The 20,301-nt window shown below is 66.9% G+C and carries 21 protein-coding genes; 20 read left to right on the top strand and 1 reads right to left on the bottom strand.

Annotated features, from left to right (window positions below):
- Window positions 1-116 precede the first annotated feature (116 nt).
- The 9 genes from KA217_06040 (at window position 117) to rfaH (ending at window position 9,048) form a co-directional block, all read left to right on the top strand.
- Complete coding sequence (locus KA217_06040; protein MBP7712012.1) at window positions 117-1,142, top strand: TRAP transporter substrate-binding protein; 1,026 nt, start codon at window positions 117-119, stop codon at window positions 1,140-1,142.
- 7 nt (window positions 1,143-1,149) lie between these two features.
- A complete protein-coding gene (locus KA217_06035) occupies window positions 1,150-1,632 on the top strand; it encodes a TRAP transporter small permease (protein ID MBP7712011.1) in 483 nt (160 codons plus the stop codon).
- Window positions 1,629-2,933, top strand: a complete 1,305-nt coding sequence (locus KA217_06030; GenBank protein ID MBP7712010.1) for a TRAP transporter large permease — start codon at window positions 1,629-1,631, stop codon at window positions 2,931-2,933. Before KA217_06035 ends, KA217_06030 begins: the two co-directional genes overlap by 4 nt.
- A 43-nt stretch (window positions 2,934-2,976) precedes the next feature.
- Window positions 2,977-3,636, top strand: coding sequence for a hypothetical protein (locus KA217_06025; GenBank protein MBP7712009.1), 660 nt, complete (start codon window positions 2,977-2,979; stop codon window positions 3,634-3,636).
- 52 nt (window positions 3,637-3,688) lie between these two features.
- Window positions 3,689-4,531, top strand: a complete 843-nt coding sequence (locus tag KA217_06020; GenBank protein MBP7712008.1) for a lipase family protein — start codon at window positions 3,689-3,691, stop codon at window positions 4,529-4,531.
- A gap of 138 nt (window positions 4,532-4,669) precedes the next feature.
- Window positions 4,670-5,680, top strand: a complete 1,011-nt coding sequence (locus KA217_06015; GenBank protein MBP7712007.1) for an NAD-dependent epimerase — start codon at window positions 4,670-4,672, stop codon at window positions 5,678-5,680.
- Window positions 5,681-6,967 (top strand): nucleotide sugar dehydrogenase, encoded by a 1,287-nt coding sequence (locus tag KA217_06010; GenBank protein MBP7712006.1) that lies wholly within the window; start codon window positions 5,681-5,683, stop codon window positions 6,965-6,967.
- A gap of 16 nt (window positions 6,968-6,983) precedes the next feature.
- The gene (locus KA217_06005; GenBank protein MBP7712005.1) at window positions 6,984-8,300 is read left to right on the top strand and encodes a UDP-glucose/GDP-mannose dehydrogenase family protein; all 1,317 of its coding nucleotides are present in this window, start codon (window positions 6,984-6,986) and stop codon (window positions 8,298-8,300) included.
- A 247-nt stretch (window positions 8,301-8,547) separates the two neighbouring features.
- Entirely contained in the window at window positions 8,548-9,048 is a 501-nt protein-coding gene (gene rfaH, locus KA217_06000) for a transcription/translation regulatory transformer protein RfaH (protein ID MBP7712004.1), read from the top strand.
- 184 nt (window positions 9,049-9,232) lie between these two features.
- On the opposite strand, the gene KA217_05995 is transcribed toward rfaH, so the two are convergent.
- Complete coding sequence (locus tag KA217_05995; GenBank protein MBP7712003.1) at window positions 9,233-9,886, bottom strand: hypothetical protein; 654 nt, start codon at window positions 9,884-9,886, stop codon at window positions 9,233-9,235.
- A 428-nt stretch (window positions 9,887-10,314) separates the two neighbouring features.
- On the opposite strand from KA217_05995, the gene KA217_05990 reads away from it, so the two are divergent.
- From KA217_05990 to KA217_05940, 11 genes are all read left to right on the top strand, one after another.
- Entirely contained in the window at window positions 10,315-10,560 is a 246-nt protein-coding gene (locus tag KA217_05990) for a transposase (protein MBP7712002.1), read from the top strand.
- A 91-nt stretch (window positions 10,561-10,651) separates the two neighbouring features.
- Window positions 10,652-11,365 carry an ABC transporter permease gene (locus tag KA217_05985; GenBank protein MBP7712001.1) on the top strand — a complete coding sequence of 238 codons (714 nt, stop codon included), beginning with the start codon at window positions 10,652-10,654 and terminating at the stop codon, window positions 11,363-11,365.
- On the top strand, window positions 11,355-12,659 hold the full coding sequence (locus KA217_05980) for an ABC transporter ATP-binding protein (protein ID MBP7712000.1): 1,305 nt from the start codon (window positions 11,355-11,357) through the stop codon (window positions 12,657-12,659). The genes KA217_05985 and KA217_05980 overlap by 11 nt, the downstream gene beginning before the upstream one ends.
- 22 nt (window positions 12,660-12,681) lie before the next feature.
- Window positions 12,682-13,851, top strand: coding sequence for a GNAT family N-acetyltransferase (locus KA217_05975; protein ID MBP7711999.1), 1,170 nt, complete (start codon window positions 12,682-12,684; stop codon window positions 13,849-13,851).
- 104 nt (window positions 13,852-13,955) lie between these two features.
- Entirely contained in the window at window positions 13,956-14,672 is a 717-nt protein-coding gene (locus KA217_05970; GenBank protein ID MBP7711998.1) for a methyltransferase domain-containing protein, read from the top strand.
- A 25-nt stretch (window positions 14,673-14,697) separates the two neighbouring features.
- Window positions 14,698-15,435, top strand: a complete 738-nt coding sequence (locus KA217_05965) for a class I SAM-dependent methyltransferase (protein ID MBP7711997.1) — start codon at window positions 14,698-14,700, stop codon at window positions 15,433-15,435.
- A 190-nt stretch (window positions 15,436-15,625) separates the two neighbouring features.
- Window positions 15,626-16,810, top strand: coding sequence for a glycosyltransferase (locus KA217_05960; GenBank protein MBP7711996.1), 1,185 nt, complete (start codon window positions 15,626-15,628; stop codon window positions 16,808-16,810).
- Window positions 16,807-17,700 carry a class I SAM-dependent methyltransferase gene (locus KA217_05955; GenBank protein ID MBP7711995.1) on the top strand — a complete coding sequence of 298 codons (894 nt, stop codon included), beginning with the start codon at window positions 16,807-16,809 and terminating at the stop codon, window positions 17,698-17,700. The genes KA217_05960 and KA217_05955 overlap by 4 nt, the downstream gene beginning before the upstream one ends.
- Before the next feature lie 84 nt (window positions 17,701-17,784).
- Window positions 17,785-18,414, top strand: coding sequence for a hypothetical protein (locus KA217_05950; GenBank protein MBP7711994.1), 630 nt, complete (start codon window positions 17,785-17,787; stop codon window positions 18,412-18,414).
- On the top strand, window positions 18,411-19,322 hold the full coding sequence (locus KA217_05945) for a methyltransferase domain-containing protein (protein ID MBP7711993.1): 912 nt from the start codon (window positions 18,411-18,413) through the stop codon (window positions 19,320-19,322). The genes KA217_05950 and KA217_05945 overlap by 4 nt, the downstream gene beginning before the upstream one ends.
- A 9-nt stretch (window positions 19,323-19,331) precedes the next feature.
- Window positions 19,332-20,300 (top strand): polysaccharide deacetylase family protein, encoded by a 969-nt coding sequence (locus KA217_05940; GenBank protein ID MBP7711992.1) that lies wholly within the window; start codon window positions 19,332-19,334, stop codon window positions 20,298-20,300.
- Window position 20,301 lies beyond the last annotated feature (1 nt).

Here is a 20,301-nt window from a genome sequence, read left to right as displayed (position 1 = left end):
CCTACAGGGGCGCCCGCGGCTTGAGAAGGGCGCGCCGCGGCGGGTTGCGGGGGTGGCGATTCTGGTATTCTTTCCGCTCGTTTTACAAGAACGATCCACATTGCGGGAGGTACGCCATGAGACCGGGTGCATTCTTCTCTGCGTTCGTGGCCCTGATGGCCGCGCTGGCGGCACCGGCGAGGGCCGAGACCATCACCCTCACCTACGCCAACTTCCCCCCGGCGGTCACCTTCCCCAGCGTCCAGATGGAGCGCTGGGCGAAAGAGGTGGGGAAGCGCACGAACGGCGCGGTGAAGGTGAAGACCTTCCCCGGGGGCACCCTGGTCGGCGCCAAGAACATGCTCGAGGGCGTCACCTCGGGGATCGCCGACATCGGCAACTTCGCCATGAGCTACCAGCCCGGGCGCTTCCCGGTCTCCGAGGCGGTGGACCTGCACCACGGCTTCACCAGCGCCCGGGTGGCGAGCCAGGTGCTGCTGGACCTGGTGCAGAAGCACCAGCCGAAGGAGTTCGAGAAGGTCAAGGTCCTCGCGCTCTTTACCTGCCCGCCCACCAACCTGATGACCCGGACCCCGGTGCAGTCGCTGAAGGACCTGAGCGGCATGGAGCTGCGCGTGGCCGGCACCAGCGCCGAGGTGCTGAAGCTCCTCGGCGGCGTGCCGGTGGCCATGCCCCAGTCCGACACCCCCGAGGCGATCCAGAAGGGGGTGGTCAAGGGCATCGTCTCCTCCCTCGAGATCCTCCAGGACTTCAAGTTCGCGGCCTACACGCCCAATGCGACCCTCGTGAATCTCCCGGTCGTGTCCTTTGCCGTGGTGATGAACAAGGCGAAGTGGAATTCGCTGCCCGCCGAGGTGCAGAAGGTCATGGACGACCTCGTGGCCGAGCAGTCGGTGTGGACCGGCGAGTACGTGGACCAGCACGTCGAGGAGGCGCTCGCCTGGGCGGCCAAGGAGCACGGGCTGCGCCAGTTCACCCTCCCGGCCGAGGAGCAGAAGGAGATCGACGCGCGGCTCGCTCCGCTCGCCGACGCGTACGTGCAGCGCGTGAGCGCCCAGGGACTGGATGGCAAGCAGATCCTCTCCGACGTGAGGGCCCTGAAGGCGAAGCACGAAAAGGCGAGCCGGGAAAAAGGGAAATAGCCCGGGAGTGGAACGCTTCGTCAACTTTCTCTCGCGCCTGCTCCTGGTCGTGGGCGGCGTGGCGCTGGTGCTGCTGGTGCTGCTGGCCACCGCCAACGTCGCCTCGCGCGTGCTCCAGATCCCCTTCGCCGGGACCTACGAGATCGTCTCCTTCCTCGGGGCGCTCGTGACCGCCTGCGCCCTGCCATTCACACAGCTGCGCCGTGACCACATCATGGTGGACATCCTCACCGAGCGCTTCCCGGCGCCGTTGAAGCGGGTGCTGGCGGCCGTGAGCGATCTGCTCGCCGCCCTGCTGTTCGGCATCCTGACCTGGCAGCTCTTCCTCTGGGGCGAGAACGTCCGGCTCGCGGGCGAGAAGTCCGAGACCCTGCAACTCGCCTTCCATCCCTTCATCTACGGCGTCGCGGTCGGGTTCGGCCTGCTGACGCTCGTGCTCGTCCTCCAGATGTTCCAGGCGTTCCGCCGGACCGGGGAGCCCGTGGAATGAGCGGCCCGATGCTCGGCCTCACGGGCATCGCCGTGATGCTCCTGATGCTCTTTTTCCTGCGCATCCCGGCCGCCTTCGTGATGCTGCTGGTGGGCTTCGTCGGCTTCGCCCTGGCCACCTCGCCCGAGGCGGCGTTCACGATGCTGGGGAGCGAGATCTGGGGCAGCTTCTCCAACTACGGGCTCACGGTCATCCCGCTCTTCATCCTGGTGGGGGAGATCGTCCACTACGCCGGCTACAACGACGGCCTCTATCACGCGACCTACCGCTGGTTCGGGCACCGGCGGGGCGGTCTCGCCATGACCACGATCCTGGCCTCGGCGGCCTTCTCGGCCATCAGCGGCTCCAACACCGCGACCGCGGCCACCATGAGCGCGGTGGCGATCCCCGCGATGCGCGAGTACCAGTACCACCCGCTGCTGAAGGCGGGGTCGGTGGCGGCCGGCGCGACCCTCGGGGTGCTGATCCCGCCCAGCATCGTGCTGGTGGTCTACGGGCTCTACACCGGTCAGCCGATCGGCAAGCTCTTCTTCGGCAACATCATCCCGAGCGTCATCCTGACCCTGCTCATCCTCGCCACGGTGGTCTTCATCACCTGGCGTCACCCCGACTGGGGCCCCGCCGGGCCGAGGAGCACCTGGCGCGAGCGCTTCCGGGCCCTGCCGGAGGCGCTGGACATCCTCGTCCTCTTCGGGGTCATCATGTACGCGCTCTTCACCGGGCTGGTGACCGCCACCGAGGCCGCGGCGGTGGCGAGCTTCCTCGCCATCGTCATCAGCACCCTGCGGGGCAAGCTCTCCTGGAAGAAGCTCCAGGGGGCGATCCTGGCCACCCTGCGCATCTCCTGCATGGTCTTCATGATCGTCGCGGGCGCGCTCATCTTCGCCAAGTTCCTCACCGTCACGGGGCTGCCCTCGGGCATCGCCGAGTGGATCAGCACCCTCGAGCTGCCCTCCTGGGTGGTGCTCTGGGTCATCCTCGGCTTCTACATCCTCGGCGGCTGCATCATGGACGCGCTGGCGTTCCTGCTGGTGTCGCTGCCGATCTTCTATCCGCTCGCGATCCAGCTCGGCTACGACCCCATCTGGTTCGGACAGGTCATCACGCTCGTCACCACCATGGGCTCCATCATGCCCCCGGTGGGCATCTGCTGTTACGTGGTGTCGGGGATGTCCGGGATCCCCCTGAAGACCGTATTCCGGAGCGCCTTCTACTATATTCCGGCGTATCTGCTCTCCATCGTCATCCTGATGGTCTTCCCCTACTGGACCGTGATGGTCCTCTCGGACATGGTCAAGTGAGGGGGGGCGTCGGGCCCGCACCGCACCGAGGCTCTGGCCGGCGATGAAAGAAGACTACCTGTTCTACGTGACGCTCATCGGGCTGGCCCTCCTCGTGGTCGGCTGGCTCTGGATGGTGGTGGTGGCCTGGAGGCAGCGCGCCGCCTGGGGCGTGGCCGTCCTCCTGTTCCCGCCGGCGGGGCTGCTCTTCGCCGTCGGGCACTACGCCGTCTCCCGGGTGCCGCTCGTCCTCGGCCTCGTGGGCCTCCTGGCCGCGGCGGGTCCGCCGGTCGTGAACCGCCTGCTGCCCGTCGACCTCGGGCCCCGCGACGCGCGGGTGGACGGTGAGCGCCACCTCACCCTCACGGGCTGGGACCGCAAGGACTACGCCATCCTCCGGGAGCGCCGGGACGTGGTCGTCCTGCAGATGGCGAATGCCGACGTGACCGACGAGACCCTGCGCGAGCTCCAGGGTCTCGACCGGCTCCGGGAGTTGGACCTCAACGACACGCAGGTCACGGACGCGGGGCTCGCGGTGCTGGCCTCGCTCCCCGGGCTCGAGCGCCTGCGGCTCGCCAACACCCGGGTGAGCGACGCGGGCTTCCGGCAGCACCTGGAGCCCCACCCGGGCCTCGTCGAACTCGACCTGCGCGGGACCGGCGTGACCCGGGAGGCGATCGCGGCCTGGAAGGGCGCCCGGACCGGACGCCGCGCATTGCGCTGAGCGGCCTCCCCGGCACTGGTTGACTCGCGGAGCACAGGAGGACTGACAAGCCATGCCCCTCGACAGCTCGATCCCCGGACACCTGCCCAACGTGCGGCTGCTGGCCAAGGCCTGCCAGTTCGCCTACCTCCCCGAGGTGGAGGGGGCGGCCGCCTTCCAGGCCGAGCTCGGCATGACCGCGCGGCTCATCAGCGTCGACAACACCCAGGCCTATCTGGCGACCGACGAGCAGTCGGTGGTGGTGGCCTTCCGCGGCTCCCAGGCACCCACGAGCCTCGACGGCTTCAAGGACTGGCTGCTCACCAACGCCAACAACCTGCTGGTCATCCCCGAGGGGCGGATCGGCACGGACTTCGCGGCCGCCGGGGTCGGCGCGCGCTTCCACCGCGGGTTCATGGAGGCGCTGGCCGAGATCTGGGAGCCCCTCAGCGCCGCCGTCCGCGAGGCGCTGGAGGCGAAGGAGCGCCCGCTCTGGGTCACCGGCCACAGCCTCGGCGGGGCCATCGCCCTGCTGGCGGCCTGGCGCTTCCAGCGCCAGTTCCTGCCGGTGCACGAGGTGGTGACCTTCGGCGCCCCGATGGTGGGCAACGCCGCCGCCGCCGCGGCCTTCGCCCGGGAGTTCCCGAACCGGGTCTTCCGCTACGTGGACGTGGAGGACCCCGTCCCGCTGCTGCCGACGGTGAGCCTCGTCGCCAACACCTATCGCCACTGCACGAACGAGGTGCGCCTCCAGGGGCCGAGCCCCCAGGCGTTCGCGGACGCCCTCGGGAAGGTGGGGCGCACGGCGGTCGAGGGCCTGCTCACCGCGAGCCTCGTGGACGAGGTCTGGGGCATGCTGCACCAGCGGATCGCGGCGCACCTGATCCCCAACTACCAGCGCCGGCTCCAGGGCTGAGCCCTCCGCCGGGCCCGCTCGCCAAAGCCGGAGCGGCGCGGGACGCTATACTGCGTGGGCGCCGCGGCCACCTCTTCAGGGCCGCGGGCGCGCCGCCGCTACACAGCTCGCTTGCCGCCATCGGGAGGTCTCCCTGCCATGAAGGTCCTCGTCACCGGCTCGGCCGGGTTCATCGGCGCTGCGCTGAGCCGCCGCCTCCTGGATCGGGGTGACGAGGTGGTCGGGGTCGACAACCTGAACGACTACTACGACCCGGCGCTCAAACACGCGCGCCTGGCGCAGCTCACCCCCTACCCGAACTTCACCGACGTGCGGCTCGACATCGCCGACCGCGCCGGCATCGGGGAGCTCTTCGATCGCGAGAAGCCCCAGCGGGTGGTGAACCTCGCGGCCCAGGCGGGGGTGCGCTACTCGCTGGTGAACCCCTACGCCTACGTGGAGACCAACCTGGTCGGGTTCACCAACATCCTCGAGGGCTGCCGCCACCACGAGGTGGACCACCTCGTCTACGCCTCCTCGAGCTCGGTCTACGGGGCCAACACCAACCTGCCGTTCTCGGTCCACGACAACGTCGACCACCCGGTCTCGCTCTACGCCGCGACCAAGAAGGCGAACGAGCTGATGGCCCACACCTACAGCCACCTCTACGGGCTGCCCACGACGGGCCTGCGGTTCTTCACCGTGTACGGACCCTGGGGCCGCCCGGACATGGCGCTCTTCCTGTTCACCCGGAACATCCTGGCGGGCAAGCCGATCGACGTCTTCAACTACGGCAACCACCGGCGCGACTTCACCTACGTGGACGACATCGTCGAGGGCGTGATCCGGGTGCTCGACCGCCCGGCCGAGGCCAACCCGGACTGGTCCGGCGACCGGCCCGACTCGGCGACGAGCTACGCGCCGTACCGGCTCTACAACATCGGCAACAACAACACCGTCGAGCTCCGCCGCTACATCGAGGTGCTCGAGGACTGTCTCGGCAAGAAGGCCGAGCGCAACCTTCTCCCGCTGCAGCCGGGCGACGTGCCCGACACCTTCGCGAACGTCGACGACCTGGTGCGGGACTTCGACTACCGCCCGAGCACGCCGATCGAGGTGGGCGTGCAGCGGTTCGTGGACTGGTATCTCGACTACTACGGGGTCCGTTAGATGGCACACAACAGGAAGGTCTCGGTCGTCGGGCTCGGCTACGTCGGCCTGCCCGTCGCGGTGGCGTTCGGCAAGCTGGCGCGGGTGGTCGGCTTCGACATCAACGCGGCGCGGGTCGCGGCCCTCAAGGCCGGCCACGACAGCACGCTCGAGGTCCAGGACGCCGACCTCGCCCAGGCCGACATCCTCTTCACCACCGACCCCAAGGACCTGAAGGCGGCGGACTTCCACATCGTGGCGGTGCCCACGCCCGTCGACGAGGCGAAGCGCCCCGACCTGACCCCCGTCATCAAGGCCTCGGAGACCGTGGGCTCGCAGCTCAAGGCCGGTGACATCGTGGTCTACGAGTCGACCGTCTACCCGGGTGCGACCGAGGAGGACTGCGTCCCGGTGCTGGAGAAGTTCTCGGGGCTGAAGGCGGGCAAGGACTTCACCGTCGGCTTCTCGCCCGAGCGCATCAACCCCGGCGACCACGTCCACCGCTTCACCACCATCACCAAGGTCGTCTCCGGCCAGGACGCGCGCACGCTCGACATCGTGGCCGAGGTCTACGCCTCGGTGGTGCAGGCGGGGGTGCACCGGGCCTCCACCATCAAGGTGGCCGAGGCCGCGAAGGTCATCGAGAACACCCAGCGCGACCTGAACATCGCGCTGATGAACGAGCTCGCGCTCATCTTCGACAGGATGGGCATCGACACCCTGGACGTGCTGGCCGCCGCCGGCACCAAGTGGAACTTCCTGCCCTTCCGCCCGGGACTCGTGGGCGGGCACTGCATCGGCGTGGACCCCTACTACCTCACCCACAAGGCCTCGGTCCTCGGCTACATCCCCCAGGTCATCCTGTCGGGGCGGCGGATCAACGACGGCATGGGGGCCTACGTGGCGGGCCAGGTCGTGAAGCGCCTGATCCAGACGGGCAGCCACGTGCGCGGCAGCCGGGTCACCATCCTCGGGCTCACCTTCAAGGAGGACGTGCCGGACCTCCGCAACACGCGCGTCATCGACATCGTGAAGGAGCTCCAGGATTACGGTGTGCTGGTCCAGGTCCACGATCCGATGGCGAACGCGGCCGAGGCCCACGAGGAGTACGGTGTGCACCTGGTGCCGCGCGAGCAACTCGCGCCCGCCCACGCGGTGGTCCTCGCCGTCGCCCATCAGCCGTATCTGCGGGAGGGGTGGGGGCTCATCACCTCGCTCCTGGACGGCGGCAAGGGGGTGGTGGCCGACGTGAAGGGGGTGCTGCCCCGCGACCGGATCCCGGACGGCGTGGCGCTCTGGCGGCTGTAGGCGAAAAGGACCCCCCATGAACGTCGTGATGATTGGCTCGGGCTACGTCGGTCTCGTCTCCGGGGCCTGCTTCGCCGAATTCGGGGCGGACGTCACCTGCGTCGACGTGGACGCGGGCAAGATCGAGCGTCTGCAGCGGGGCGAGGTGCCCATCTACGAGCCGGGCCTGGACGCCCTGATGGCCCGCAACGTGACGGCGGGCCGGCTGCGCTTCACCACCGAGCTCTCGCCCGCGGTCGGCGAGGCGGACCTGGTGTTCGTCGCGGTCGGCACCCCCACCCGCCGGGGCGACGGCCACGCCGACCTCTCCTACGTCTACGCCGCGGCCCGCGACGTGGCGAAGCACCTGCAGGGCTACACGGTCATCGTCGACAAGTCCACGGTGCCGGTCGGGACCGCCCGCCAGGTCGCCCGGATCATCCGCGAGGAGCGCCCGGACGCCGACTTCGACGTGGCCTCCAACCCGGAATTCCTGCGCGAGGGCGCGGCCATCGGCGACTTCATGCGCCCCGACCGCGTCGTCATCGGGGTCGAGAGCCCCCGGGCCGAGGCCCTGCTGCGCGAGCTCTACCGCCCGCTGAACCTGATCGAGACCCCGATCCTGGCGACCGGCCTCGAGAGCGCCGAGCTCATCAAGTACGCGTCGAACGCCTTCCTCGCCACCAAGATCAGCTTCATCAACGAGATCTCGACCCTGTGCGAGGCGGTGGGCGCCGACGTCCACGCGGTCGCCCGCGGGATGGGGCTCGACGGGCGCATCGGGCGTAAGTTCCTGCACCCAGGCCCGGGCTACGGCGGCTCCTGCTTCCCCAAGGACACCCTCGCCCTGGTGCGGATCGCCCAGGAGCACGGGGTCTCCAGCCGCATCGTGGAGGCCGTGGTCGAGGTCAACGCCGCCCAGAAGGCGCGGATGCTGAAGAAGATCCGCGCGGCCCTCGGCGGCAACGAGGCGGGCAAGACCATCGCCGTCCTGGGGCTGACCTTCAAGCCCGAGACCGACGACATGCGCGACGCTCCGGCGCTCGCCATCCTGCCGACCCTGCTGGAGAAGGGGGCCGTCGTGCGCGCCCACGACCCCCAGGGGGTGGAGGAGGCGAAGAGGGTCCTGCCGCCCGGGATCGAGTACTGCGCCGATATTTACGAGACCATGACCGGAGCCGACGCCGTGGTCCTGCTCACCGAGTGGAACGCCTACCGCGGCCTCGACCTGGCGCGGGTCAAGGCCCTGATGCGGGGCGACGTCTTCGTCGACCTGCGCAACGTCTACGAGCCGCGCCGGATGCGGGAGGCGGGCTTCCGCTACGACTCGGTGGGGAGGCCGGAGCGGGGCTGAGCCCCTGGCGCCCGCAGGCCCCTTCTTTGCCCCCCGGCTGTGAGCCGCCCCCCGCGGGGCGGTTTCCGCGCATGTCCTTGATGCTCCACGTCATGTAGGGGCAATTCCCCCGTTCCCGTATACTCCCCGGCCAGTCGCCAAGCCGGGGAACGGAGGGCGGTAGCGTGCCCCGGGGAGCCCGGGCTGCAGGCTCCCCCGCACCGGCAGGCTTACCCCGAAAGGACGGCGTGACCCGCCCAAGGACAACGTGCTCGCCTGGTACCTCCTCTACAGCAAGCCGCGCCAGGAAGGCGTCGCGGTCGAGAACCTGAAGCGGCAGGGGTACGAGACCTACCTGCCGCTCATCCGTACCCGTCGGCGCCGCCAGGGCCAGTACGTCAGCCTGGTGGAGCCGATGTTCCCGCGCTATCTCTTCATCCACCTGAGCGACCAGACCGACAACTGGGGGCCGATCCGCTCGACCCTCGGGGTCTCCGGCCTGGTGCGGTTCGGGGACCTCCCGGCCCAGGTGCCGGACCGGCTGCTCCAGGCGCTCCGGTCGCGCGACGACGAGAGCGGCATCCAGCAGTTCGAGACCCCCGACTTCAAGCCCGGTGACCGGGTGCGGATCGCCGAAGGCCCGATGGCGGGCTACGAGGGGATCTTCCAGGCCCGCTCCAGCAAGGAGCGGGTGGTGGTGCTGCTCGACGTCGTCGGCCAGGCCACGCGGGTGCAGATGCCGGTGGGGCAGATCGAGGCGGCGGGGTGAGGGGAGGATAGGAGTGGAGGCGCTCGAGCGCACGGGCACTCGTGGCTTTGCGGTTCCTGTCCGCCCCGCCTGGAACACGCAGCGCCGGCTGACACGTTCCCCAGCCGGCGCTCATTCGCTCGAAACCTACCGAGACCGAAAGCCCCCCGTGCGGTCCCTTCAGGTCAAACTTCTGTCCAGAAGTCTACTCTGCCCGAGTCTTTCGCCTCGCGAGCCCTGCGATGCCTAGCAAGGACGAGGCCAGAAGCAGCGCCGGTGCTGGAATTGGCGTATGGACTGGCGGGGCGACCTCAGCAAAATAGCGCACGTTGTCGATTGCCACGTTGTAAGCCTCGGGGCCGAATTGGAGATGTATCGGGCCGACGCTGCTGACGCCTGGTGTCACCGTAACGGCGGTGGGGCCTATTGATAGGGTGTTCGTCGAGAACAGGACTTGCGTGTAGTCACCCGTAAAGACAGTGACCACCGAGTTCCTCGCTGTCCCTGCGTAGCTCCCAAGTTCTAAGGAGTCCAGGGTTAGCATGTAGCCTGGCGCTGGCGTGAACGTAATCTCACCTACGGCGTTCACGGCTCCAGCATAGGCGACATTGACGAGGCCACTATAGGTGAGATTGCTCGACCAGAAGCGAAGACTCTCCGACTGCTCTGGAGCATTGCCCACTCCGGCGAGGGAGCGGTAACTTACGTCGAGAATACCGGCCTCGTCCCCATACGTTTGGGGAATCAGGCCGCCGCCCGCCAGACCCAGGTTGTTGAAGTCCAGCACTGCCGCTACCGAGGCTTGCGTGGAGGCGGCGCACAAGCACGCGGCGATGGTCACTAATGTACGCTTCTTCATGATGATTGACCTCGTTCCTCTGTCGCCGTCTTCCGGCTTTGCACCGTCTTGGGGCCTATCTCAAACCAAAGAATTCGCTGTCGCGTCTGTCCCTAGCATGGTATATGCCAACTCCGCCAACACCTGTATTTTCTTGCGGCAGCGACAATAGACGATGCGGACTGTAAAACGAGCCGACACCCTGTAACGTTACGCTCTTCTCATAATGGATCTAAGGCGAGAGTGTTGGTGGGCGAGAATATACTTTAAAAACAATTCGTTGATGGGTTGTGGGGTCCATGTCGCGGTCCATGCCGGTCTGTAAGGAAAACCGAACGGGCATCGCCACCGTGCCGAGTGGAGTCGTAGCCGAGGCGCGCCTTGGCCCCTGCCTCACGATAGTTGTCGCCTCGATAGCCCGATAAGTTTGCGGGCAGAGAGGTGAGTACATGGCCCGATACGGACAGGTATTCAAGGAGCGGGCGGCGGCCCGCTTGCTGCCGCCGGAGAGCTCTCTGGTGGTGAAGGTGGCGCGCGAACTGGGCATGGCCCCGGCGACGTTGGAGCGTTGGTGTGCCCAGGCGCTGGTAACTCACTGCAGGCGGCGCCGGCGTTCGTCGTCCTGCGTAACCTCGAAAATTGAAAGTCGAAGCGAGAACGGTGTCGGGACCTGTGCAAGAAGTTCATCCCTTTAGGGTTATAGAACCGGGGTACCGCTGGTGGAACCTGGGTCTGAGAGACGCCTGGTCCCACCGGGAGCTGCTGTGGCTCCTGATGTGGCGCAACGTGTCCACGCGGTACTCAGGCATGGCCCTCGGATTTACCTGGGCATTCCTGGAACCCCTGGCCCTCCTGCTCACTCTCGCCATCGTCTTCGGTGTCTTCATTCGAGTCGAGACGCCCTATCCGTACCCGATCTTCGTCTTCGCAGCCCTGATCCCCTGGTTGCTGTTCACGAAGGCCACGATGGATGCCGCCGGCTGCCTGCAGGAGCATATGGCCCTCATCTCGAAGGTCTACTTCCCTCGCATCCTGCTGCCCTTCGCGTCGGTATTCCGGGACGTCTACGACTCGATCATCATCATCGCCATCCTCATCGCGATGTCCATCGCCTACGGGCATCCCCCCACCTGGCGGTTGGCCTTGCTGCCCCTGGTTCTCGCCTACGTGACGGTCCTGTCACTGGCCATCGGGCTGTGGGTGGCCGGCCTTATGGTGGAGTACCGCGACCTGCGTCCCATTATCACCATCGTGATGCAGCTCGGCTTCTACTTCAGCCCGATACTCTTTCCGCCCAGCATGGTGCCCGAGCGCTTTCTGTTCGTGTTCCAGCTGAATCCGATGTACTGGGCCATCGAACTCTCGAGATGGGTGTTCTTGGCCCAACCGGTAAGCCTCACGGCGCCCTTCTACATTGTCAGCACGGCCATCTTCCTCGGCTTTTTCGGGGGTCTTTTCATGTTCGCGTACCATGAGGGGGCTTCCGTCGATGCCCAGTAGGGGAACGGGCGAGGTGGCCGTCCGGGCTGAGGGGCTTGGTAAGTGCTACTACATCAAGGGTGGTCGCTCCGGCGCTGTGCCTGTGCCCGATACTCGTCTGGGCAGGCTGCGGCACCGCATCCCTTTTCTTCGGCCGTGGCACCAGGGCGAGCCATTCTGGGCCCTTCGGGATGTCTCCTTCGAGCTGAAGCGGGGTGAGGTCCTGGGAGTCATTGGGCGCAACGGCTCTGGCAAGAGCACATTGCTGAAGATCCTCTCGGGTGTGACGATGCCCACGGAGGGACGGGCCGACCTGTACGGACGGGTAGGCTCGCTGCTCGAGGTGGGGACCGGCTTCCATCCGGACCTCACCGGGCGTGAGAACATCTTCATGAACGGTGCCCTGCTGGGGATCAAGCAGAATGAGATTCGGCGCCGCTTCGACGAGATCGTCGACTATTCGGGGGTCGGCGCGTTCATCGACGTGCCGGTCAAGCGCTACTCGAGCGGTATGTACGTCCGGCTCGCATACTCGGTCACTGCGCTGTTGCGCTCCGATATCCTGCTGCTGGACGAGGTTCTGGCGGTGGGTGACGCGGAGTTTCAAAAAAAAACGAAGCATAGCGTCGACAACATCGCTCACGACGGCCGGACGGTCATCTTCGTCAGTCACAGTATGTCCGCCGTTCAGAACATTTGTACCCGCGCGATCTGGCTCGAGCAAGGCCGCATCGTCAAGAGCGGGTCGGTGGACGATATCACCCACGACTACATCAGGGAGACCACCCGGGAGCCTGAGGAGGCTCCGGTGGACATTGCCGAGTTATCGCCTTACGTGGATCTGCGTAGGGCGCATGGCTTCCTCGAAATCCGGGACACGGTGGTCCTCACGTCCATCGAGACTCGGAAGGATGACGGGAGCCCGACGCGCGTCTTCAATACCGGCGAGCCCATGCGCATCCGTATCGGATACGAGGTCCCTACTGCGTCCAGCATTTACTTCACCGTCTTCTTTCAGACCTTGGAGGAAGAGCGGGTGATGGTGCTGTACAGCAACCACGGGGAGCACGCTTTTCACCTGAGAGGAAAGGGTATCGTGGAGTGCCGTATCCCCGAACTCAGATTGGTGTCCGGGGACTACACCATCATGGTTGATTTCGGTTTGATCGACATGGAGTTGAAATCGGTGGACTGCATCGCGGACGCGACTCGAGTGAGGGTCCAGCTTGGGGACTACCTGGGGATGCAGGGCTTGGTGCGGAACCAGGGATTTATCGCCCAGCGGAGCGAGTGGGAAGACCAAGTCAAGCCTTGACGGTAGGAATGGCCAGAAGCCCATGGAGCTTGTGCCGAGGACGGCCGACCTGGATGAAGCGTGGGATGCCCTGGTGGACGGTTCGCCCGAGGGTTGGGTCTTCGCCCTGGCCGGCTGGCAACGGCTGATCCTCTCGGTCCCGGATTGGGGCCTGAAGGAGCACAGTATCGGGATCGTCCATGGCGGGGACCTCCTGGCGGTGCTGCCGCTGCAGCACCAGCCCGTCGCGCGGCGGGTGGGTTCCTCCGGCTTTGGAGGGGCAGGGCCGGTGGTGGCGGCGGGGGTCCCACCGGGGCTGCGGCGGCGGACCTGCGATCGGCTCTTCCAGCACGTGTTCGATGTCTGCCGGGACGTGGGTGCGCTCCGGTTGGACATGGCCCAGAGCCCCGTCACGCGGGCCGCCCTTGGGAACCGTTGGGGTGTTGCCCCGTACTTGGAGTACGGCCTGCGGGACACCTCCACGGTGAGCCGGGTGACCCGACTGGATGTTTCGGAGGAAGACCTCTGGCGCGGGCTCTCCCAGAACGCCCGCCAGATGGCCCGGCGGGCCCAGTCGTCGGGCTACACCGTGGAGCGGACCGACTGGAGCGGTCAGGTTGACGACTACTACCGGACCCACGAGGAGACCTACCGGCGCACCGGGGTTACGCCCCATCCACGGGCGTACTTCGAGGGCATCGCCCGGGAGATGGGGCCGCGGGGCAGGGCGGTACTGTGGGTCGGTCGCAGCCCGGAGGGAGCTGCAGTCGCTTTTCACAACGACGCCCGCATGGCGGACGCAAGCATGTACCACACCGGCTGCTGCGAGACCGCACACCTGGGGGCTGGGATCAACTACCTCCTGTTCTGGGAGGCGATCCGAGGCGCCCGCCAGGAAGGTTGCCGCTGGTACGAATTGGGAGAGGTCTTTCCTTTCCCTCGCACCGACAAGGAGCGGGGCCTGTCGGTGTTCAAGTCCAAGTTCGGTGGCGAGCTCCATCGGTCCTTCAAGTGGGTTCGGGAGTGGCAGGATATGGCTGGACTGGATTCCACCCCTGCAATGGCTGATGCGTCTGGACCCCTGGTTCCAGGGCCTGCGGTTGAACCCACGGCTGCCACCCCACCTTGGTCCTCTCATCCAGGGCGGCTGGCCGCGAGGCTGCGCAGCGGGACCCACCGGCTCTGGAACATCTTGGCGAGGGCGGTGCGCTGAACCCAGAAGTCGACGGTAGTGCAGGTACTTCGCGCGACGCGCCGTCTGGGCGCGGGATCGAGTGCGATATCCGCGAGGCCTACGAGCACGGCGACACCTATGCGGTGAGCCGCATCTGCGCATCGCTAAAACCGAACTCTACCGAATACGCGGATCGGCTGCTTCAGGCGAAGGTGGAGACCGTGCTGCGCCACTATGATGGAGGCGTAGCGGTCGACCTGTGCTGCGCCTCGGGCGAGCACCTGCTGACCCTCGCTCCCCGATTTGAGTTCGGCGTGGGGCTCGACTTCAGCAAGCGCTACGTGACCCGCGCGCAGGGTGAGGTTGATGCCCGGAGCATAACCCACATCCACTTTCTCCTTGCGGACGCCAAGGCGTTGCCGCTGGCCGACGACTCGGTGAGCCTGCTCTACAGCTTTTCGTCTCTCTATGCCATCCCAAAAGTTGAGACCGTCATTGCCGAGGTGTCGCGAGTGCTGAAACGTGGCGGTGTCTGCGTTCTGGATATGGGAAATCGCACTTCGCTCAACGTGTACTGTACGCGCTATTACACGGAGTGGCCGCCCATCTTCCCCGTCCCCTACACTCGCCTGCGCCAGATGCTCAGGGACGGCGGTTTAGAGGTCGTCGAGCACCGTGTCTTCCAGATACTGCCCCTGTGGGCGGGTCGGCCGCGGTGGCTTGCTGCCCTTCTGCACCCACGATGGAAGGTCGTTATGAGCCGGAGGCTCGGGTCGAAGATGATCGACGAATGGGTGAGCGGCCTTCCGGTCCTGCTCCGGTTCGCGTTCCGGCACCTGTTCGTGTGCCGTCGCCGATAGCATCTCCCAAACGGCCTACGCCAGCATGCCTGTGCATGAACGCTACCCGAACTTTGTAAGGGATCAGCGCCAGTTCTTCGATGAACTGGTGACTGAGGACTGGCACAGTTACATTTCCTCGGAGTGGGACTATGTCCGGCGCTACGAGATAGGTCGTCTATTCCGTCGGATCCAACCCACCACGATTCTGGACGTGGGCTGCGGGTGCGGCTTCCACGATCGGGTGATGGCTGAGTACCCGTTCGTCCGCGAGGTCATCGCCATCGACTACTCATTGAAGAGCATTGAGGCGGCCGAGCGGGAGTACCCGCACCCGCGGGTGACCCGCTGGGTCAGCGACTTCGCGGAATTCCCCCGGGACCGGGCTTTCGATCTCGTGGTCAGCTTCCAGGTCATCGAGCACCTGGACGATCCGGGAGCGTTCATGGGCTTCTGCCGGGACGTCTGCACCGAGGGTGGCCACGTGGCGGTGTTCACGCCCAACCGCCTTCGCTGGCGCAATCGCGTGCTACGGATGCGGGGCGAGCCGGAGCAGATGTGCGACACGCAGCACCATCAGGAATACTCGATTCAGGACCTGCGGCGGCTTGGCGCCCAGGCGGGGCTGGCGGAGGTCGGGTGGTTCGGCTACACGCTGGCGGGGACCGGCGTGACGTGGATTGACCGGCAACGGGTTGAGACTCGAACCACCCTGGGCCACTGGATGCCCTGGGTTGCTAACGGCCTGTGTCTCACCCTGCGAAGACGCAAACGCGACGTCTGAGAGTGACCAGCAATCTTGGTGTCTGCCGAGGGTTCCATCCCGTTGCTTTGGTGTACTGGGCTCCCAAGGGAGAGCCTATTGCCGGTGAGGTGGCTGGATCGTTGCTTCGACGCGAGGGGGGAAGGCAAGCTAATGCGTGCTCGGTCAGGACGTCGGGCCCGACGGCAGTTGACCTGAGGAGTTGAGACTTATGTCCCGCCTGCTGGTTATGGTCCCGGACCGGGTAAGCCAAATTCTGGAGAAGGGAGAGATCCAGCCCCTCTACTACAATCCGGGTCAACTGTTTGACGAAGTCCACCTGCTCATGACCAACGACGACCAGCCTGACACGGCACTTTTGCAGGCCATGGTCGGCGGTGCGCGTCTGGTGATCCACAGCCACCCGGAAGCACCGGAAATCATCGCGGGCGGCGAGTGGCGTCGCTGGTGGCATCGGGCTCTGCGGCGCTGGGCCGAGGGAGGGGTGGAGATCGCTCGCCGTATCCGCCCGGACTTGATCCGGTGCCACGGTGCCGACTGGAACACCTACTTGGCGAGCCGGATCAAGCGGCGTCTCGGGACCCCCTACGTGGTTTCCCTGCACATCAACCCCGACGTGAATCCGCCCCGGCGCATCGTCAAGTCGGGGCTGACCGAGGCGGAGCAAGAGCACAACGCCTTCTTCGAGTACATCGAGGGCGTCGGGCTGCGCGGTGCGGACCGGGTGCTGCCGGTCTACCGGCCGATCGTCCCCTATCTGGAGCGTCTGAACATCAGGCGCTACCGTGTCTGCTATAACGTCCTGAACATCCACGACCTGCGTCAGAAGACCGACTACCGGCTCGGCAAACCTCCGCGACTCATCTGCGTTGGGCGGCTCATACCAGAGAAGAACCCGGAGCAGATCCTGCGCGCCCTGGCGCGGCTGTCGGAGGTACGCCTGACCGTCGTCGGCGAGGGGCCTCAGAGGCCGGCCCTGGAAGCCCTTGCTCGGGAACTCGGGCTGGTGGAGCGGGTGGAGTTCCGGCCTTCGGTGCCCAACGACGAACTCTGCGCGATGCTGCCCGGTTTCGACATGTTCGTAGTCCACACGGAGTACTGGGAACTCAACAAGTCGGTCCTGGAGGGGCTGTTGACGGGTTTGCCGCTGGTGATCAACCGGCGCATCGGCCCCCCGGTCCCGGAGTTGCACGGGGTGGATTTCGTGCGGATGGTGGACAACACCGCCGATGCCTACCTCGAGGCCATCGGTGGTCTGCTCCGGGACGACGCCGATCGGGAGGCCTTAGGACGCCGGGCCTACGCCCACGCCCAGGCCCACTGGAGCCCGGCCAGAACCGAGGCAGTCTACGTAGAGGTGTACCGGCAGGTCATGGCCGGGGCGCGGCGCCATTGATCGGTCCGGACGTGTTCGCCTGTCTAGCCTGCCGCGCCCCCGGCCTCAAGGCCTCGGCCGAGGCTTGGCGTTGCTCAGGCTGCGGCGCGCTCTACCCGGTGGAGGACGGTATCCCGCTCCTGGTCCGCGACCCGGCGGCGCACCGTCAGCGCTTGGCCCAGTCCCAGGCGGACAACCCGGAATGGTACGCAGTACCGCAGCCGCCCGAGTCCGTCAGCCCCTGGCACCACCACCTCCGCAAGCGGCGCCGCTACGTCCAGGGGCGCATCGCCCGGCACCTGCGGGGACGCGGGCAGGAAAGGGCCGAGCGCCTGCTGGACCTGGGCTGCGGCGACGGCACCAACCTGGCTTGGCTCAAGGACCACGCCGAGCGACTCTACGGCAGCGACTACAACGGTCTGCGGCTGCTGCGGGCAGCCCGTCGCGCGACCGGTGCCACGCTTTTCCTGGCCGACATCCTCGACTACCCGGCGGCGGCGGACAGCTTCGACGTGGTGTTCTTCAACCACGTCATCGAGCACGTACCCGACGACGTCGGCGCCCTGCGGGCCGTGCTCCGGATCCTCACCCCCGGCGGGCTGCTGGTCCTGGGCACCCCCAACGAGGGCTGCTGGTGGTGGCAGTGGGCCTACCGCCGCGCTCCCGAGGTACTCAAGGGTACCGACCACGTGCACTTCTACACGGGGCTCACTATCGGCTCGAAGCTGATCAAGGCCGGCTTCCGGTTGCTGGAGACCCACTACATGGGCTGGGGGCCGCCGGACTGGGCCCTGGATGGCCGCATCCGCCAGCACCGCTGGGTCGACGATGCCCTGGAGGCCGTGGGGCGTGTGTTGCTGCCCCACCAGGCCTCCTCGCTCTACCTGCTCGCCACCAAGGAGGCGAGGTAGCCGTGACCGGTATGCCTAGGACAAAAGACCGGAGATGGGCGAAGAGCCGGCGGGCCGGTCCAAGGTGGTCGCCGGAGGACGTTCGTGAACGGCCCTGAGGGCGTTGCAGAGCACGCGGCGCCGCCACTCTTCGTGCTCTGCTGTTACCGGGGGGCGGACCGGGACGGGCCGCTGCCGGGCAGCCGGTGGGCCCTGCGCCTCGGCGTGCCGCAGTGGGTCGGGCACCGGCGCGTCCACCGGGATTTCTACGCCAACCCCCGTGACCTCCGCTACCAGCTTGCGCTGGTGGCCCAGCAGATGCCTGGGGCGAGGGCGCCCCGGCTCGTCATCGATCGGCGCCTGGCGGCGGCCGCACGGGATATCCCGGGCTTGGCCAAGGCGGCCTTCGAGCTGGCTGACCTGGATGAGGACCGGCTGGCGGACTCGGTGATCGAGGCCGCAGCCGCTGCCGACGACGTCTACCTCGTTTACCCGGATGCTATTGGGTTGGGCTGCGAGGCCATCGAGGCGGCGCTGCTTCGCCGGGCCAAGGGCCGGTGCTGGGTCGTCAACGGCCGCAGACGTGTCTTCCGGCTCACTTCCGGGACGCGGCGCCGGCTCGCCGTGAGCCGCTGGCTTGCCCGCACGCGGGCCGTCGAGTACGCCGCCGCCCTGGCACTCACGGCCGCGGGCTATCTGCTGGCCGAGTGGGACCACCTGAGGGGACGGAGATGACGGGGCCCGACCCTGTCCAGCGAGCGGCCCGGACCAAGGAGGCCATCAAGGGCTGGTGGGCCGACTTCCCCATGACTTACGGGGATGTCCACGGCGACACCGCCTACCAGTCCGAGGGTGGCCAAGTGGTCAACGCCGACCTGGGTTCTCCGGAGTTCTTCGACCGGGCGGACGAGCGCTTCTACCAGTGGAACCTGCCTTTGCACGACGGTGCGCACCGGTTCGGGCGCCTGTTCGAATACGTGCGCTTCCGGGGCAAAGCCGTTCTCGAGGTGGGTTGTGGGATGGGCTGTATGGCCATGAACTGGGCCCGGGAAGGAGCCTCCGTGACCGCCGTGGACCTGAATCCGGTGGCGGTTCGCCAGACCCGGCGCCGGTTCGAGCTGTTCGGTCTAGAGGGCAGGATCGAGGAGGCCGACGCCGAGGCCTTGCCGTTCGAGGACGACACGTTCGACTATGCGTATTCGTGGGGGGTTCTGCACCACACGTCGGGGACGCGGGAGGCGGTGGCTGAGATCTACCGGGTGCTCCGGCCCGGGGGCGAAGTCGGCGTGATGCTATACAACCGGAAGTCGCTGCTCTTCCGCCTCATCGTGCGCTACCAAGAGGGACTGGTGAATTTGGAACGGTCCTTTCTAGACCCTCTCGGACTTGCCAGCCGCTACGGGGACGGTGACCGGGCCGAGGGCAACCCCCACACTTGGCCGGTCACGTTGCGGGAGGTGCGCCGCGACCTTTTCCCGCAGTTCCGGGACCTTCGGGTACGCGTGCTGGGCACGGACGTGCGCAACGTCCTGAACATCCTCTACCCGGAGCTTGGTTCCAGGCTCTTGCCCGAGCCGGTGGTGAAGGCACTCGCCCGGCGCTGGGGCTGGAGCCTGTGGATAACCGGCCGCAAGGCGACCTGAGGGCGGGTGATGGCCAATAGTTGGATCAGCATGGTGATGGGTGCCCTCCGGGGCAAGGTTGCCGACTCAGGCTCGCCCTCACGTCTGGCGGTTGTGCCGGAATCGGTCGATCTGCCTGGCGGTCCTGCGGTCGACCCCCGTCTGGCGCGGTACGGGGAGTTGGCGCGGGTGGCCAGACTGGACCGCCTTTACCTGGTCCTGTCCTTCGACTGCGACACTGACGAAGACATCCCGGCCGCCGAGATCTTCTCCGGGGAACTCGCTCGCCGGGGGATCCGGGCCACTTTCGCGGTCCCCGGTATCCAGCTCCGGCGCGGCGCCGCTACCTACCGCCGGCTGGCAGAGGAGGGGGCGGAGTTCATGAATCACGGAGCCCTGCCCCACGCCGAGTGGCGGGACACCCGCTACTACAGCATCACCTTCTACTCCGAGATGACCCGAGAGGCGGTGGTGGAGGACATGCACGCCGGCCATCGTATCGTGGAGGATGTAACCGGCCGGACACCGATGGGCTTCCGGGCGCCCCACTTCGGGTGCTTCCAGGCGCCGGAGCAGCTCGAGCTCCTCTACGATACCGCCCGCGGGCTCGGCTACCGGTATTGCTCCACCACCATCCCGGACTGCGCCCTGACCCGGGGCCCGTTCTACGACGCAGGCGGCCTGTGGGAGGTGCCCCTGTTTGGCTCCTTCCGCTACCCCCCGACCCTGCTGGACTCCTGGACTTACCTTTCCAGCTACGAGCGGTATGCCCTCAAGGACGAGTACTACGAGCTGTTCGAGGAGACCGTGCGCCGGCTGACGGAGGAGCGCATACCGGGCCTCCTGTCCCTTTACGTGGACCCCGCCCACGTGGTGGGCCAGGCGCCGTTCCTGCGCGCCCTGGACGTCATCCGGGACCGCGGCGTGCCCTCGCTCCAGTTCCGCGACGTGGTCGCCCTGGCGGAGAGGGACGCGTCGGCAGGGGCGGCGGGAAACTAGC

This window comes from Gammaproteobacteria bacterium (assembly GCA_017999615.1).
Classification (GTDB): domain Bacteria; phylum Pseudomonadota; class Gammaproteobacteria; order JAABTG01; family JAABTG01; genus JAGNLM01.
Note: the sequence above shows the minus strand (reverse complement) of the source record. Positions and strands in the feature narration are given on the sequence as shown.

Excerpts from the sequence above, each read along its gene's own strand:
- KA217_06030 (MBP7712010.1), top strand. The coding sequence starts at position 1,629 with ATGAGCGGCCCGATGCTCGGCCTCACGGGCATCGCCGTGATGCTCCTG.
- KA217_06020 (MBP7712008.1), top strand. The coding sequence starts at position 3,689 with ATGCCCCTCGACAGCTCGATCCCCGGACACCTGCCCAACGTGCGGCTG.
- KA217_05975 (MBP7711999.1), top strand. The coding sequence starts at position 12,682 with ATGGAGCTTGTGCCGAGGACGGCCGACCTGGATGAAGCGTGGGATGCC.
- KA217_06040 (MBP7712012.1), top strand. The coding sequence starts at position 117 with ATGAGACCGGGTGCATTCTTCTCTGCGTTCGTGGCCCTGATGGCCGCG.
- KA217_05995 (MBP7712003.1), bottom strand. The coding sequence starts at position 9,886 with ATGAAGAAGCGTACATTAGTGACCATCGCCGCGTGCTTGTGCGCCGCC.
- KA217_05980 (MBP7712000.1), top strand. The coding sequence starts at position 11,355 with ATGCCCAGTAGGGGAACGGGCGAGGTGGCCGTCCGGGCTGAGGGGCTT.
- KA217_06010 (MBP7712006.1), top strand. The coding sequence starts at position 5,681 with ATGGCACACAACAGGAAGGTCTCGGTCGTCGGGCTCGGCTACGTCGGC.
- KA217_05960 (MBP7711996.1), top strand. The coding sequence starts at position 15,626 with ATGTCCCGCCTGCTGGTTATGGTCCCGGACCGGGTAAGCCAAATTCTG.
- KA217_06015 (MBP7712007.1), top strand. The coding sequence starts at position 4,670 with ATGAAGGTCCTCGTCACCGGCTCGGCCGGGTTCATCGGCGCTGCGCTG.
- KA217_06005 (MBP7712005.1), top strand. The coding sequence starts at position 6,984 with ATGAACGTCGTGATGATTGGCTCGGGCTACGTCGGTCTCGTCTCCGGG.
- KA217_05940 (MBP7711992.1), top strand. The coding sequence starts at position 19,332 with ATGGCCAATAGTTGGATCAGCATGGTGATGGGTGCCCTCCGGGGCAAG.
- KA217_06025 (MBP7712009.1), top strand. The coding sequence starts at position 2,977 with ATGAAAGAAGACTACCTGTTCTACGTGACGCTCATCGGGCTGGCCCTC.
- KA217_05945 (MBP7711993.1), top strand. The coding sequence starts at position 18,411 with ATGACGGGGCCCGACCCTGTCCAGCGAGCGGCCCGGACCAAGGAGGCC.
- KA217_05990 (MBP7712002.1), top strand. The coding sequence starts at position 10,315 with ATGGCCCGATACGGACAGGTATTCAAGGAGCGGGCGGCGGCCCGCTTG.
- KA217_05965 (MBP7711997.1), top strand. The coding sequence starts at position 14,698 with ATGCCTGTGCATGAACGCTACCCGAACTTTGTAAGGGATCAGCGCCAG.